The sequence below is a fragment of the Pseudomonas sp. A39 genome (assembly GCF_058145955.1).
In genome coordinates this window covers 1-17079 of sequence record NZ_JBYVMD010000043.1, presented here as the reverse complement: position 1 = coordinate 17079, position 17079 = coordinate 1, and the positions used below count along the sequence as shown (strand labels likewise).

The 17079-nt window shown below is 63.6% G+C and carries 4 protein-coding genes; all 4 read right to left on the bottom strand.

Annotated elements, in window-relative coordinates; all coding sequences use genetic code 11:
- Positions 1-18 precede the first annotated feature (18 nt).
- Positions 19-12270: a filamentous hemagglutinin family protein gene (locus AC3ZU9_RS25300; protein WP_490091499.1), complete on the bottom strand. Its 12252-nt coding sequence runs from the start codon at positions 12268-12270 to the stop codon at positions 19-21.
- 205 nt (positions 12271-12475) lie between these two features.
- The gene (locus AC3ZU9_RS25295; RefSeq protein WP_012723648.1) at positions 12476-13660 is read right to left on the bottom strand and encodes a substrate-binding domain-containing protein; all 1185 of its coding nucleotides are present in this window, start codon (positions 13658-13660) and stop codon (positions 12476-12478) included.
- A gap of 624 nt (positions 13661-14284) precedes the next feature.
- Positions 14285-15496, bottom strand: coding sequence for a type II secretion system inner membrane protein GspF (gene gspF, locus AC3ZU9_RS25290; RefSeq protein ID WP_012723647.1), 1212 nt, complete (start codon positions 15494-15496; stop codon positions 14285-14287).
- Complete coding sequence (gene gspE, locus AC3ZU9_RS25285; RefSeq protein WP_012723646.1) at positions 15496-16914, bottom strand: type II secretion system ATPase GspE; 1419 nt, start codon at positions 16912-16914, stop codon at positions 15496-15498. The genes gspF and gspE overlap by 1 nt, the downstream gene beginning before the upstream one ends.
- Positions 16915-17079: the final 165 nt, after the last annotated feature.

The window sequence follows — 17079 nt, the reverse complement described above, 5'->3', positions numbered from 1 at the left end:
GAGGTCCTTTCCAAAGCCTTACAAACTGATCTGCTGACGCTCCTCATCCGTCAACCGCGCCCGCGCCTGCTCACTCAGCGGCCCCGCGCCCAGCACCTGCACCGGGCTGCTGGGGTTGTACCCGGAGGTTTTCTGCGCCGGCTCCGGCTCACGCGGCAACGGCTCACTGCCCAGGCTCAACACCTCAACCGTCATGATCGACGGCCGACCCTGCTTGGCCGCCGCCTGCTGACTGCGCGCCGCATCTTCCGCCGCCTGGGACGCCGCCGCCCCCGCCGCGCTGGCCGAACTCATGGCCCCGGTGTTAACGGTGGCCGACACCGGTACCCCGGACGACTTGCCCTGGCTCTGGATGTTCGCCGCGTTCACCACCCGCAAGGCAGCGATGTTGACGTTACCCGACACCCGAATCCCCGCCTCCCCCGCGTCGATGGTGCCCATCGGTGCGATCAGGTCGATATCCCCCGCCGGCACTTCCGGAATCGGGTTCAGCGTGGCGATCCCCGCACCGGTACTCGGTACCGACGGCGACAGGCCCACGTTGCCCCAGTGGTCATAGACGCGCTTGGGCGGCGTGTACACCACGGTAGTCTTGGAACCGCGCCCGGCGTTGATGTCGCCCTCGCTGGTCCAGCCCATGATCGAGCCGCCGAAGGTGGTCATGATGCGGCTCTGCCCAAGCAGGATGCTGCCGAGCGAATACAACTGGATATCGCCTGCGCCCTGAGTGATCACGCCAGCCGTCGACGGTGGCGCAGCGCCTTCGATGCCGAACGTCTGGCGGCCACCCGGCGTGAGCATCTGGATCGAGCCACCGAAGTTGGTGTGCACGCCCGCGCCGCCGAACATCGTGATGTCGCCTTTGTAGGTGATCGGGTTGCCGGCCACGTCGGTCTCGGGGAACAACCGGGCAATCGCCGTACGGCCACGCACATAGCTGCCCTGGCGCACACTGCCGTCCTGGTTGTACTCACGGCCGGCGGCCTTGAGTTCGGCGAAGTACACGTCACGGGCGAAGATCCGTTGTTGTTCGGCGGGCAGTGCGGCGTAGTAGGTACGGGCCTGTTCGCTGTCGCCGGCGAAGCCGAAGCGTTCGGTGAGCCAGGACACCAGTTCATTCTCGTAGGTCTTGGCGACTTTGCTGCCCTGCAACGACTCACCCGGTTGCGCCAGGTTGGCGGGGTTCAGGTAGGCCTCGACGAAGCGGCGGTAGTCCGGGCCGTTGGGGCCCATGCCGGCTTGCATGACGATGCTTGCGCCAGGGCGGCTGTCGCCGGCCGCGACAGCGCCCAGACTGTTCACCGCGACTTTGTCTTCCATCTGAATGTTGCGCCCCGCCGTCAGCTCCAGGGTACCGGGGCCGGCAACGTTAAAGCTGCTGTAGAGGATGTCGCGGCCAGCGCTGGCGATGGAGATATCGGTGGGGCTGTTGTGCACGAACAGGTTGCCGGTAAAGGTGTATTGACCCGTATCCGTGACACCTGCGCTGGCACCGCTCAAGCGCGTGCCGCTGCCGACAATATCGCGTCCGGCTTGCATCCATACCGGGCCTGCGCCTTCGTAAAAGGTTTGCCCGAACCGAGCGTCACCCACCCCCGTGATCGTGAGGGCGCGCCCACTGTTGACGCCCAGCAGGTCCCCACTCAGTGCATAGAAACGCGCGGGCTCCAGGGCATCACCCCAAGCCATGCTGGCGGTGTTGGGGCCAAAGGCAAACAGTGGAGAAACCGTTAAGGTTGCAATGTTGCCATCGCTGGAAAGATTGCCACTGCCCACTATTGCCGTTTTTTGATCAGTCAGGAAACCGGCGAAGGCCGGACGCAGAATAGTCGCCAGGCTATTGGGTGCCGCACTGGAGCGGCTGATCGTCAGATCGCCGCCTGAGATCGAATCACCGGCCAGCAATTCCAGTTGCCCATTGGACGAAGGTGCGAGTACCAACGCCCTGAGCGGCTGCACGTCGCCAGGATTACTGGTCGAGGCGCTGCCGTAATAGAGACTGCCGTTAGCAGCAACCGCACGCAATGTCGCGGGATAGACCGCCGCCATATCGGTTTCCAGGGTCTGGGTCAGGGGCGTGAGGTTGCCCCCGGCAGAGAACAGGTCCACTGCTGTGCGGTCGGTCCACAGGCTGAACCAGCTTTGCCCAATCCCGTTGACCCCCTTATTGACGTAGGTCAAGGCGTTCATCTGCGGCGCGCGCCCTGGGTCGGCGACGTCCTGCAACACCAGGTCGCCACGGGTGGACAGGCTGAAAGTGGCGTCGCCCGGCAATAGGCTCAAACCTCCCGCAGCAAAGGCCGAAGTGGCGCGCAACGGATCATAGGCGCGTACCTCACTGGGACTCTGGTCTTTGCGTTGATTGCCATACCGCAGCGTCAGACTGCCCAGGGCGCCGCCGGTCAATTGCACGTGCCCACGCAGGCTCACCAGTGCACCATTGAGGTGCTCTACAAAGGTCTGGCTGGCGGGGTTAACCGCTCCGCCGACCCGCAGGTTCAGATCACCGCCACCCGTCAGTTGCACACTGCCATCGGCCCCGACCCGACCGGTACTGCCGACTGCCAGTACCAGGCCTTGGCTGCGCCGACTGACGTTCAGAGCTGTTGACGAGACAGGGCTGATGAGTCCTGCATCGCCACCCACATCAACATTAAGGTTGCCGCCTCCCAGGGTGCCAAACCCGGTGAACCCGACCATCTGGTCCGCCCGGTCGGTAGCGACGTAGGAACCAAAATTGATCCACCAGGCGGTGGCTTGCGCCTGGCTCCCACTGAGCCCATTGCCCTGACGCCACAGCCAGTTGCCGACGTTGGCTGAATCCTGACCCTGGTCGCTCGGTACCGGACGACCAACGCCATTCTGCGCCGGGCTGGTGATATTACCCGTCAGGTTGCCGCCCACTTTAAGCAGCAAGTTGCCGCCCGTATCCGGGTACCAGGCACGGTACAGACTGCCGGTGTCTGCGTTGACCAGCTTTTCGTTGCCCCCGGCGTTAGCCAATACCTTGCCATTGCTGCCCAGGGCTCGCTTGAGGTTATACGGATCGTTGGTCGAGGTGCCGGTGGACGAGCTGCCTGCCGTGTAGACGCCGAACAGCGACTCCATGCTCAGGTTGCCGGCGGCCAGCAGGTCAAGGTCTGCAGCGCCAGTGCGGATTACGCTGAAGCGACTACTGCCGCCCACCAGCAGCGTATAGGCCTCACCACTGACAACGCAGTATTCCGGGAAGTCGTCACATACACCTGGGTATTGTATTGCGTCGAAATCAACCGGTTGGCCTACCATGCTGTCATCGCCGAACCACCCTATAGAGCCCTCCTCGGTCCAGACCTGGGCTCCTTTCCCGAACGCCCCATAGTGACTGTCCGCCAATCGCAGATTGCCGCTTACCGGATGCGGTTGCAGCAGGCGACTGTCCGCCGCCTCGGTATCGGCCCCCGCGACCAGGCGAATCGACCACGACTGCGCACCCTCCTCCAGCATGGGTGCAATTGCCCAGTTCTTGCCCGGATGGCCGGCGTCACGCAACGTCACCGACTCCACGCCGCCCGGCAGCTTCACGTCTGTCCCCGACGGCAACAGGGCGCCCCGGGGCAGCACTTGGCTGGCGGTCAGGGTCACCTTGGTGGCCAATGGCACGCCCTTGGGCCAGATCAAGCCGTCGACACTGGCTGACGTGCTCAACAAACTGCCGGCATCCAGGACACTGCCGATGGCGAGGGTCTGGCTCTGAGTCAGCAACGTGCCCGCCGCGAACAGCACATTGCCCGAGGCATCCCGAACAGCCGCCGCCAACACCGTACCCGCCGGGAGTACCAACGGTTGTTTGAGCGTAGCCGCGACGGGTAATCGGGTGCCCGGCGGCAAAAACAGGGGGTTGGTCAGTACATCGAAATTAAGCGCAGCACCCGCTGGGAACACGGTGCCCACCTCCAGGGTCACGCCGCTGCCCGGTATCACCACGCTGCCGCCGGTGTAGTCGATACCGGCGCGCAGCACCCAGCCATTGTCATCGTCGGTGGCCGGTGGCGCGGCAAAGCCGTCGTTGATGCTGCCATAGATATTCAGGTCGCCACCGGCACGCAGGGTCAGGCTGCCGGACTCGGTCTTGGCCGTTGATTTGAGGCTGGCGTAGCGATAGCTGGAGAGGTCCAGATCGCCCTGCACTACCAGGTCGCCATCCGGGGTTTTGCTGATGATCTCTACGCCGGGGCGCAGGTGGAAAACATCGCCGTACGTGGCGTTGTTCAAGCCGGCGAGTTTGCGCAGCAAGTTGTCGTTAACGCGCGCAGCGTCGATGAATGTCGTATTCGCGTCATTGACGCCCTGCAGGTAGGTCTGATCAATCACTTGGTACGGGCGGCCATTGGGCGTTTCGTCGGTTTTGGTCGGGGCATCGTCGTAGGTTCTCATGCCATTGAGCGCAATCGAACGCGCGCCTTGGATAGTCAACTGCCCACGGGCGTCAATGGCGATGTCATTGCCGCCCACTCGCGGCGCGTTGAGTTCCAGCGTGCCACGGCTGCGCCCGTCATTGCCGGTCGCAGCAGCAGTACCGTGACGCAGGTCGATGCGCGCCCCCTCGGCCAGGGTCAGTTGGCCCAGGCCCGAGCCCAGCACCACGATGGCGCGGTTGGGCGAATCGATGATCTTGCCGTAGCTGTCCACCCGCAGTTGGCTGCCATGGGCATCGAGCACCGCCGTGCCGTCCAGGCTCAGGCCGTTCTTGGCCGCCAGGTTGATGCTGCCCACGCGCTCGCCGCTGGCATCCACCAGGCCGGTCACGCGCAGGCTGCCATTGTCGATCGAGACGTTGACGCTGTTGGCCTTGACGTCATTACCGATCGTCAGGTCGCCCTGCTTGAGCTGAAAGCTGCGCGCACCGTAGACCTGGCCCTGGTTGAGGCGTTGGTTGAGCGCTGCGAACTGGTCGCTGAGCGTACCGCTGCCGCCCAGGCGCTGGGCCTGGATCTCCACCGCACCCGCGAGGTAGGGCACCTGCGTGCCACCGGCATCGTAGTCACCGCTGCTGCCAGCGATGATCTTGCCTGCCAAGTCGACGATCCCCGCAGCGCCGTCCACCGCCACCGCGCGCAACTTGCCCGCCTGGTTGTGCTGCGCCGACAGGTCGATGGTCGAACCGGCGGCCTGCTGCACATTGCCGGCACGGCTTTCCAGCAACACCTCGCCGCCTGCGCTGTATTTGGTCAGGTCGTTGAAGGCAATGGCCCGGCCGGACACATCAATCGAGGCGGCATCGGTCAATACCACGTCGCCCTGCGCGCCCAAGGTCACCTTGCCGCTGGGCAGTACCACGGCAGTGGCCAGGCGAAGGCTATCGCCTTGCAGTGACAATTCGCCGCCGATACCGTCCACCTTGCCTACTGCGCCAGCCGAGGCGCTGACATCAATCGCGCCACCGGCGGTAATACGGTTGACCGAACCGGCTTCACCGGTCATCAGCGGCGTGAGAATATTCAGGTTGCCGCCGCTGTAGGCAAAGCCCTTGATCGCATCAAACGCGCCCTGGCTCTGGTACACCGAGAGGCTGCCCTTGTGGTTGGCGGTGATGCGCTCACTGGCAATGAGGTTGACGTTGGCAAAGCCCAAGGCGAGGCGGTCGAAGGTCTTGGTCGTGCTCGGCTGGGCAAAATCCCCATAGCCGAATTCGATACGCTCGGCATTGATGTCCAGGCGCCCGCTGCCGGTGCCAGCACCGCCGGTCACCGCCGCCACAGGCGGCGCGACGGCACCTTGCCAGATCAGGTTGGCGGTGTGGACAGTCGCCACGTCGTTCAAGCCGCCAGAGCCGTAGATCGCCGGCGTGGAGAGCATCAGGTTGCTCAGCATCGACTTGCCGGTCACGGCGTCATAAGTGTCCAGGGTGGTGGTGCCGTAGAAGTTAAAGCTGTCACGCGCTGACAGTTGCAGGGTTTCCAGGGCCGGGGCGCCAAATTGGGTGTCACCGCGCAGCAGGCGTTCCAGCACTTGCTGGTTGAGGGTCATGCCTACCGGCAGGCGATTGTTGGCGGCTGCAGCGGCCAGGGCTTCGGGACTGCCGACGTTGATGCTGGACACGCCCAGGTTCAGGTGACGAGTGCCATAGCGCACCTCATCGCCCATCTGCAGGGAGCTGTCGGTCAAGGTAACGATGCTGCCTTCGGAATACAGGGCTGTCTGGCCGCTGCAGGGCGCGCTGTTGCACACGCCTAAATGGATGCCCCCACTGATGACTTCGCCCAATGACGGCGCGGCGACTACGTTGAGCAAACCGTTGGACACCGCCAGCACATTGCTCAGGTTGTAGATAAAGCCGTCACGTGCGTCGTAGCTGGCCTTGCCCTGGCCTATCGTGTTGATCGAGGCGCCTTGTTCGAGTGTAATTTTTCCGGTGGAGGTCACCAGTAATACCTCCGGTGCCGCCAGGTTCGCGCCGTCGCGCAGGATGATGGAACTGGTGATACTGCTGGGGAGGTTGATGTAGTTGCCACCCTGGCCGTACGTGACATAGGTCATTCCACCGATCAGCAGGCGAGCCGCGCCCATTGCATTCAGGCTGTCCGCATCCACCGTAATGCCTTTGAAATTGGCGGTAGCCGCGTTGCCTGCCGCGACAATTTCGATGTCCCTTCCCAAGCTGCCCTTTTCTTCGTTTATCAGCGATACGGTACCGCCGTAACCGCCATCAGCGGCCTCGAAGCGGCCGATCCCCTGGAACGAAAAGGCATCCGCACCTGCGCCTGGCCGCAGGGCCAGTTGCAGGGTTTTGGCATCCACCGGCAGCAGTGCCCGAGGTATACCAAGCCTGGTGGCATCGGCCACGGCGAACTGTGCGTAGCCGGTTTCGTTGTATTGGGAGTAACGACGCAACATATCGGCCGACGTGAGAATCACCTGGCTGGCCGTGCTGTTGCTGATACCGGTATTGGCGATGGACAAGCGCCCTGCCGTGGCCCATGAGCCATTGCGCAATGCCTGGGTCGCACCGTCGGCGCCCATCCCGGCCAGGCCGTTGATCTCCAGCCGGAAAGCCCCAGGCATCAACGCATAGGTGGACGGCATCAGGGTATAGGTGCCGGCCGCCAGGCCCGGCACGCCGGCGCCGATTGTGATCTGCTGGCCGATCAACGGATCGACCGCGCCACCTTCCGGCGCCACCGGGGCATAGCCCGGTTGCACGCCCGGCACAATCGCATAGATCGGGTTGGTGCTCAGACCCGGCAGTACAAACCCGCCGTTCGCACCGAACTGTACCAGTGGGTTGTAACGTGCATCCGTAGACCCCCCGCGCCCGGAAATAAATCCGGCCCCGAGCAGTTCACCACCGCCGGACAGATCCAACGTCGCCTGCGGCAGCACCTCCACCGCCTGGCCACCGAGAATCACCCCGACGTTCAGACTGCCTGCAACGTTGCCGCCACCTTGGCCTATAAACGTTACTGTCTTGCCGTTGTACTTGTAGATCTGCCCATCCACGGTCCCGCCGTAAGGCAATACCAGGCCCTTGCCACTCACCGACGTGAGGCTGCCCGGCAGCAGTTGCACGTCTGTAGAACCCAGGTTGCCGATCTCGATCAGCCCCAGGGGCGCACGCACCACCCCGCCCTGCTTGATGGTCGGCCCGCCCAATTGCAGACGACCAAAGACCGAGTAAGGCATGGCGGCATTGCTATTGGCGGTGCGTGCGATGGTCAGGGTGCGTGTCGGATCATAATTGAAGCCTGTGCCATTGCTGGCAGCATTATTCACATAGCCCGCCAGTACCCGGGCGCCGACTTCAGTCGCCGGATACAACTGCGCCGCACGCAGGGTCATGTCACCACCGGTCACTAATTGCGTGCTGATGCCCTGGGCAATCACATCCGCACCGGCCCCCGCCAGGAAGCGCAAGTCTCCCTGGCTGGTCAGTTGCACATCATCAAACCCACGCCGTTCAAGGCTGGCCTGGCTGTTGTCGGGCCGCAACAGATAGCTCTTGTTGCCGAACACCACATTGCCACGCACGTCGATCAGGTTGGCGTTGGCGTTGAACTGCGCCGTGGTGGCCAGCACTGATGGATTGGGCAAAACCGGCACTGCACGGGTGTAGGCCTCCTTGCCGGTTTCTGCGGGCGCGAGCAGGCCGGCCAACAGCAGGTACGGCGCCGACAGGTTGACCCGTGAATTGGCCGCGGCGCTTTCACTGAGGTTATAGCTGCCACCGTACAGGCGCAGGCTCTGGCCCATGTTCAACGACACATCACCGTCAAAACTCAGCAAGCCGTTGCTGAGCAGCGCAAGATTGTCAAAGCCGCCGGCGGTGACCTGGTCCACCCCGAGATGGCCATGGCCGTATTCCAGGTTGGCGTTCGGGCTGGTTTGATGGGTCTGGCTGAGCACCAGTTCACGCACGTTGAGCACACTGTCGTTGACGCCGGCCTTGAGGTAATACGGGCTTTCCAGCGCAAGGGCCAAGCTGCCGCCCGCCGCCCCCGCCCCGCCCGCACGGGCAACGAAGCTGCCGTCCAGGTACAGGCCGTTGTTCGACGCAAAGCTGATACTGCCGCCATTGCTGGATACCGGCACACGGCCCTGACCGGGCACGTCGAGCATCGCCTGGGCACCGGACGCGTCCAGGCGCGCGCCCTCACGGACCACCACAAACACATCGCCGGCACTGGCAATGCCGGTGGCGAGGTTGATATCGCCGCCAATGCTGATCTTGCCGCCATTGAGGACCTGGCCGTACACGTTGCCCCGATTGCTCACCGCCGTGACCGCTCGCGATGCAACGTCAATCAGCGCATTTTCTCCCACCCAGATCGAGCGGTCATGGCCAGCCGCAATCGGCTGTTCCCAGGCCTGTGGCGACACGCTCAGGCCGCCCAGGCTGACACTGCCACCCCAGGCATTCAGGCTGCCGTTCAGGGTCAACTGGCCAACGCTGCGCAGGTTGATGCCCTGGCCGGGGTCGACATTGATCACCGCGCCCTGGCCCACGGTCAGGGCAGTGGTCGCCAGTTGTGCGGCGGTGGAGTCCTTGGAGCCAGCCGTCAACGTGAGGCTGGCACCGCGACGCTGGGTCAGGACGCCTTGGGTCGGGTTTTCCTGGTAGAGCGCTGGCGTCCAGCGTTCCAGTGCGGTGGCGGGGTCGCTGCCACTCGACGCAGCCACTGTCTGCTCGCCCACGCGGTAGACCGGCGTGGTGACATCCACCTGGGTGCCGTCCGTGACCAGCAGCCCTTCGTTGCCGGTGATGTCATAGGCCGAGAAGCCCTTATTGAAGAAATCGCCCGCCAGTTGCACGGTGCCTGCGTCAGGTGCCGTGGCGCGGGTGCCGATCTGTACCTTGCGCGCCTGCAACGCCAGGGTACCGCCACCGCTGACGCCATAGCCGCGAATCTCGCCGTCCAGCCCGAGGCTACTGAGGGACGCCAAGGTCACATCGCCGCCCTTGCCACCGATAAGCTTGCCATCCAGGCCGAGGATGCCGCCGGAGGATGCATCCACCACACTGCCGGCCGCCAGGTTCACGTTGCCGGTGCTGCGCAACGACACCTTGCCGGCGTTCACATAAGCCACGCCGCTGTTGTTGGTCGGTTCCAGCAGCAGGTTGCTCCAGCGCCCAGTGGTGTCCAGCTTGACCCCGGAGGCCAGGTTGACGCCGCCATTCCCCGCCACGATTGCATCGAGGACAGTGCCTTTGAGCGGATCGACCTGGTTGAGGATGTTACCGGCATTGATGCTGCCGCCGTGGGCGGTGAGATTGGCAGTGATATTGACGCCAGGCCCGAACAGGGTGATATCACCACCGTCCGCCACCTGGAGCGCGCCGTTGACCGTGATCTGCCGGGTGGCCCCGACCTTGATCGCGCCCAGTTCATAGCCATTGAGCTGATCACTGTCGAGCACCATCTTGCCCTGGCGATCCGCCGGCAAGGCGGTGGTGAGGTCCAGGCCGTCGGCGATTTTCTGCGTGTTGCTGTCGATCAGTACCTGGTCGGCGTTGCCGGTCAGGGCATACCGCAGGGTACCGGTGGTCTTGTTGTAGACCGGCGTGTACCCGCCAATGATCAACTGCGCGCGCTGGGCCATGGCCTTCTGCGACTGTTGGTAGCCGTCGAGGTTGATGTTCGGGGCCTGGGTCTGGCGGGTGCCCTGGAACACGTCGCTGATCACCTGGCCTTCGAGCACTGCGCTGGTGGTGCCGATCACCAGCTTGCCGGCATCACGGCCGACGGTGTAACCGCTCTCGTAACGGCGTTGCTTGGCGATCATCGGGTTGTAGTAGTAATCGGTCTGGCCCCAGCGCTTGCTGGTGTCTTCGTAGCCCTTGTAGAACCCGGAATAGAGAATATCGCCCGGCGCATTGGACAGCTCATACAAGCGCCCGTCCGGGCCCTTGAGCCAGGTCTGCTGGATATACCCGGCCTGCACATCCACGGTGCCGCCCGACAGGTTGATCTGCGCGCCCTGCTGGGTCACGACATCCTTGCCGGTAAAGGTCACGGTGCCGCCCTGGGCCATCCACTCGCCCACCGAGTGACCCTGGGTGCCGAGGTAACCGCCCACCTCCAGCAAGCCGCCGGCGGTGTACCAGCGGTCCGTTGCGTAACCGTTGGTACCGGCCGGCACAAACACCAGCTCACGCAGGTCGACCCACACGTCATTGTTGATCAACTGGCCGCCGTCACGGTTGACCGGCGCATCGCGCTGCTCGTTGCCCTGCACGTTGATCTTGATGTTGTTGGACTCCATCGACACCCTGACGCCGATGGCACCAGACACGTCGATCATCGCCCCATCACGCACCAGGCTGCGCCCGGCCGCGCTGACCGCCACCTGCCCGCCCGTGGCCAGGGTGGTCGAGCCTTTCTGGAAGTCCACGGTGCCGCCGCTGACGATCTCGATACGCGACTGGTCGGTGCGGTCGGCCACGGCGCTGAGGTTGTTGAACGCGCCGGTAATCAGGTTGGCGGGGGTGCCGTCGAGCTTGATCAGGCCGTTGCCCTTTTGGCTGTTCAGCGCGGTACTGCCGCTGCTGTCCAGCAGGATCGCGGTGGTGCTGCCTTCGCCCAGGGTCACGCTGCCGGTGCTGTCGCTGGCAGCGTTGAGCAAGTGAATGGTGCCGCGGGTGTCCACCGACGTGCTGGCCAGCGCAACGCCGTTTTGCTGCACCTGATGCCCGGTCAGGGTGATGTCGCCGGTAGAGGCCATGATCAGGCCGCTGTTGGTGACCTTGCCGGCGCTGCTGCCGGCCTTGAGGCTGGTCGCCACTTCATTGCCGCGCGTGGTGGAGCGGTCGTTGCCCGTGGTGCCCACGCCCTTGCGGATGTAGAAGCTGTCGCCGGCTGCCAGGGTGGCCTGGCCCTTGGCGGTAGTGATCGTGCCGGCGTTTTCCACTTCCGAACCGAGCAGCAGGGCGTAGCCGCCCGAATCGGTGGAGGTCGCCGGGTTGTGGGTCTGGATCAATGCACCGCGCTGCACCTGGACCTTGCCCGCTGCGTCGGTAAAGGTCGGCTGGGAGCCCGTGCCATCGACATAAATCCCGCGCTGGGTGAACTGCTCATCGGTGATGTTCGCGGCGGCGGCCACCAGGTTACGTACGTTGACCTGGCTGGTGCCACTGAAGACCACACCGTTGCGGTTCACGATCATCACCGTACCGGCGCCATTGATCTGGCCCTGGATCTCACTGGGCCGCGCATTGGGGTCGTTGACGCGGTTGAGCACGGCCCAGCTGGACTGCTGCTGGAAATCCACGGTGGTGTTGCGCCCGACGTTGAAGGTCTCCCAGTTGAGGATCGCCTTGTCGGCGGTCTGCTCGATGGTCACCGTGGTCTTGCCGCCGGACTGGCTCTGGGTCGGGTTCTTGGCGTTGATCCAGCCCTGGGTCAGGCTGTTGTCGACCTGCAGGCCGCCCTTGCCCAGGCCATCCGGAATCGTCGAGACCTGGCCGAACGCAGCCTGGCGTCCCGCCGCTTGCGCGGCCTGCTGCGCGGCAATCGCCGCCACACTGGTGTTCAGCGTACTGATGGAGCGCGCCAACTGCTGGTTGACCCGCGCTTGCTCGTTCAGCGACGGAATACCCGGCACCTGCCCAGCACTGAGCCGCGCCGCCGTTGCCGCCTGGGTCGCGCCTTTTTCGGCAAACCAACTGGAACTGAACGCCGTGGCTGCATGGGCATTACCGGCCACCATCAACAAGGCAATGGCCTGAGCCAGGGGCTTGAGGCGCAGCACGGTTTCTTGGGCTTTCAGGTTGACCGGTGATTTGCAGCGGACCATCGGGGTTCTTCCTTCTTTGTTATCACGCAGGGAGCAAGACAGGCTCACGTATGAGGGTTAGGCGGTTGGCGAGGGGCGCGACTGAACTTCTGTCATGCAAAGTTCATAGAGGGCTGGTAACGGGTCGAAAAACCGCACAAACGCAAAAATCAGCAACGGCACGGGCCGTTGCTGATCAGGGGGTGCAGGTCGTTGAAAGCGTGGGTTACAGCGGACGACCGATACCGTTGCAGACGTTGGTGTTGCCGATGCTCAGGGCGTTGCTCGCGGTCAGGAAACTGGCGCGAACGGTGGCTTTCCAAGCGGTTGGCAGTGGAACGAAAGCGTTGGCGGTGATGGCTGCATCGTTGTTGTTGGAGGCGCCGTAGTGCTTGGTGAAGAAATCACGCACTTGGGTGGTCTGGGTCGCGTCGGCGTAGCACTGGCTGAAGATCAGGTTGGTAAAGCCCAGGATCGGGTAGCCCGAGGTTGGGTAAGGCTGTACACCGGCGGTGTTGTCCGGACCGAAGACTGGAACCCAGGCGTCCGGGTTGGAACGATCAGCGGCAGCCGGTACCGGTACTGCGCCGATAGCGGCAGACACGTTGGCGGCGGCAGGCGAAACGCCCTGGGTGTTAGTGGCGACGTTTTTGCCCACGCGAGCCACTTTGGTAGCGTCGTCCAGACCGGCCAATGTAGGGGCGGCGAAGTCAGGGCTCATGTAGGTGATGCGGCCATCGCCGGCGGCCAGGGCAGTCATTACACCTTGGCTGCCAGTAGCAGCAACGGCGCCGGCAGGCAAGCCACCGGAGAAGCTGGTGCCGAAGGTGGTGGTGACGGCGAAGTTGCCTGTTTCTGCGTTGCACTTGGCATTGAGGAAACGGGTGAACAGTTCAGTGGTACCACTGCTTTCGCTGCGATAAACCACAACGATCGGACCGGTACGGCCAGAACCGGAAATACCGTCCCAGGTATTGATACGGCCCGAGAACACGCCGCACAACTCTTGAACGCTCAGGTCTACAGCGGCGGAACCGCTTTTATTGAAAGGAATGGCAACCGAAGTCCCCACCGATGGCACCTGGATCAACTTGCCCCAGGTCGGTTGCTTGGCAGAAGCGTAGGTCGACAACTCAGTGGCGCTCAGCTTGGAGTCGCTGCCCGCCCAGTGCACGTTCTTGTTCGTCACGCCAGCCTGGAACTTGGTGTAGTCGTTGTTCAGGAAGGCTGCCTTGCCGTTACCGCTGCCGACACCAATGTACTGGGCGAAACCGGCAGTCAACACGCCGGAGGTCTGGTACAGCGCTTGTGGCAGGGTGGCACCACCGCCGTTGATGTCAGCCATTGCAGCCTGTGCCGAGCACAGTGCAGCGAGGGTCATGGATACCGCGAGAACGTTGCGCTTAAACATGAAGAATCTCCTTTCGTCGTGTTTGTACGTTGGGGTAGATGGCTCTTGCATGACGCCATGGCTTCGGTCCCAAGCCGGTTTGCGGGGGTGGCGAGGGGTGAGGCCATGGGTAGGAAATTTCGCAGCTTCCGATGACAGCAAAAGGAAAAAACCTCGGGAGGAAGGGCTTGATTTTTAAAAAGATTCTCGGGTGTTTTGGTCATGGTTTTGAGCGGTTTGGAGGGAAGTGACAGCGAGGTTTCAGCTTGCGGGCCTGGAGGCCGCGTAGGGGGCGAGATGTGACGGAATGAGGAACCCGAGGTTGGACGTGGCGGCATCGAGTACCGGAAAACGCAACTGAAGAAACCTGATCCAAATGTGGGAGCTGGCTTGCCTGCGATGGCCATAGGTATCTACACCCCTTTGTAGTGAGCGGGCTTGTCCCGCGCTGGGTGGCGAAGCCGCCCCAATAAGGCCTCCGAGGTTTTTCAGAAAGACCGCAGCGCCTGGGTTTGGGGCGGCTTCGCCACCCAGCGCGGGACAAGCCCGCTCACTACAGGGAAACTTTTCAGTCTTTGAAAGTTGTTTAGATACCTATGGCCATCGCAGGCAAGCCAGCTCCCACACTTTTTTGACCGCGTGTATTCAGGTGACCAGTTGGTTGATCTCGATGATCGGCAACAACACCGCCATGACGATCACCAGCACCACGGCGCCCATCACCACGATCATCAGCGGCTCCAGCAACGCGGTCATGCCCATGGCGCGGCGTTCGATGTCCCGCGACAGCGTCTGCGCCGCGCGCTCGAGCATGGGCGGCAGCGAGCCGGTTTTTTCGCCGCTGGCGATCAGGTGGATCAGCACCGGCGGGAACACCTTTTCTACCGCCAGTGCCGGGGCCAGGTTGACGCCTTCGCGCACTTTGGCGGTGGCGTCGTTGACGCACTGGCTCAGGCGGTCATTGGACAGGGTCTGCCGCGCCGCTTCCAGGGCACGCAACAGCGGCACGCCGGCCCCGCCGAGAATCGCCAGGGTCGAGGCAAACCGCGCGGTGTTCAGGCCCAGCACAAAACGCCCAATCAGCGGCAGGCGCAAGACGCGGCTATGCCAATTCAAACGCGCCACCGGGTTGCGCAAATACAGGCGCCAACTCCAGAAACCGCCGACGATCCCGGCGAAACACAGCCAACCCCAGGCGCGGATAAAGTCACTGGCGTTGAGCATCGCCAGGGTCAGCCCCGGCAGGTCCTGGCGCGCCTGGGAAAACGCGCTGACCACCTGGGGCACCACGTAGCTCAACAGGAAAATCACAATGCCAATGGACACCAGTCCCACTACACCGGGGTAAATAAACGCGGTGAGGATCTTGCCGCGCAGGTTGTTGCGCTCCTCGATGTAATCGGCCAGGCGCTCCATCACCTGGGCCAGGTCGCCGGACTCCTCCCCCGCCGCGATCAGCGCGCGGTAGATCGACGGAAAATCCCGTGGCCGCGCCGCCAACGCCTCCGCCAGGCGCATGCCGCCACGCACATCGGCGCGCACACCGGCGAGGGTCTGGGCGATGTGTTTTTTCTCGGCCTGCTCCACCGTGGCGCTCAACGCCGCCTCCAACGGCAGGCTGGCGCCCAGCAGGCTCGCCAGTTGCCGCGTGGCCCAGGCCAAATCATTGTCTGAGAGTTTGGCAGTGAACAGGCTGCTGCCCGCCGCCGCTGGCTGGCCGCCTTCGATCTGCACCAGCAACGCGGTCAAACCCCGGCTGCGCAAACTGGCGAAGGCCGCACTCTGGCTGTCGGCCTCCACATGCCCGGCCTCGACTTTGCCGCTGGCATCGGCGGCTTCATAGCGATAGCGATTCATCAGGCGTCCCGTGTCACGCGCAGGATTTCTTCGGGCGCGGTGGCACCGCTGCGCACCCAGCGTTCGCCGTCTTCACGCATGCTGAACATCCCGGCGCGGCGTGCGGCCAGGCGCAAGTCCTGCTCGTTGGCGCCCTGGTGGATCAGGCTGCGCACATCGTCGTCGACGCAAAACAATTCATGGATACCGGTACGCCCGCTGTAGCCGATCTGGTTGCACTGCGCACACCCCACCGGGCGCCAGGTGCCGGGCGCCGCAGGGTCCTCCTGCTTGCAGTGCGGGCACAGGCGGCGCACCAGGCGCTGGGCCAACACGCCGAGCAATGACGAAGCCAACAGAAACGGTTCAACGCCCATATCGATCAAGCGATTGACCGCCGACACCGCATCGTTGGTGTGCAAGGTCGCCAGCACCAGGTGACCGGTGAGCGAAGCCTGCACGGCGATTTGTGCGGTCTCCAGGTCACGGATTTCACCGATCATGATGATGTCGGGGTCCTGGCGCAGGATCGCGCGCAGGGCCAGGCCGAAGGTCATGTCGATCTTGGCGTTGACCTGGATCTGGCTGATGCCCGGCAGGTCGTATTCCACCGGGTCTTCCACGGTGAGGATATTGCTGGTGCTCGCGTCCAGCCGTGCCAAGGCGGCGTACAGGCTGGTGGTCTTGCCGCTGCCGGTAGGGCCGGTGACCAGCACGATGCCGTGGGGCTGGCGGATCAGCGTATCCAGGCGCGCCAGCAACTGCGCCTCCATGCCCAGGGTTTCCAGCTGCAAGCGCCCGGCTTGTTTGTCCAGCAGCCGCATGACGACTCGTTCGCCATGCCCGGTGGGCACGGTCGACACCCGAATGTCGATGGGCCGCCCGGCCACACGCAGTGCAATACGCCCATCCTGGGGCAGGCGTTTTTCGGCGATATCGAGCTGGGCCATGATCTTGATTCGCGACACCAGCGCGCCATGCAAGGCCTTGCGGGGTGAGACCACGTCCCGCAGGGTGCCGTCGACGCGGTAGCGCACCACGGAGTGGGTTTCGTAGGGTTCGATGTGGATGTCGCTGGCCTCATCGCGGGCGGCCTGGGTGAGCAACGCGTTGATCATGCGGATCACCGGGGCGCCGTCCTGGGTGTCGAGCAGGTCGGTGATTTCGGGCATGTCTTGCATGAGGCGGTCGAGGTCCACCTCGTTTTCCGCCGCGCCCACCACGGCGGCGGCGCTGCCAGTGTCGGCGTAGGCGCTGGCCAGGAGGCCGTCGAGTTCGTCATCGCGTATCTGCTCAACCTGCGACTGACCGAACTGGCGCTGCACCTCGCTGATCGACCAGCCGGGGGTTGAGGGGCAGACGGTCAGCAGCATGCCGTTCTCGCCGGGGCGCAGGAGGATGCGTTGGGATTTGGCCCAGGCGTAGGGGAGCAGGCTCATTGGGTTGGGCCTTTTTTTGGGTGTACATATCCGTTTTTTAGGTGATGGCTGATAGGGGTTCCGCCCTTACGGCGGCTCACTTTTGAAAAGCGCAAAAGTAAGCAAAACGCTCTTGCCCCAACACTCGGCACCTCGCTCACGCTCGGTGTGCCCGTAATCCGACAG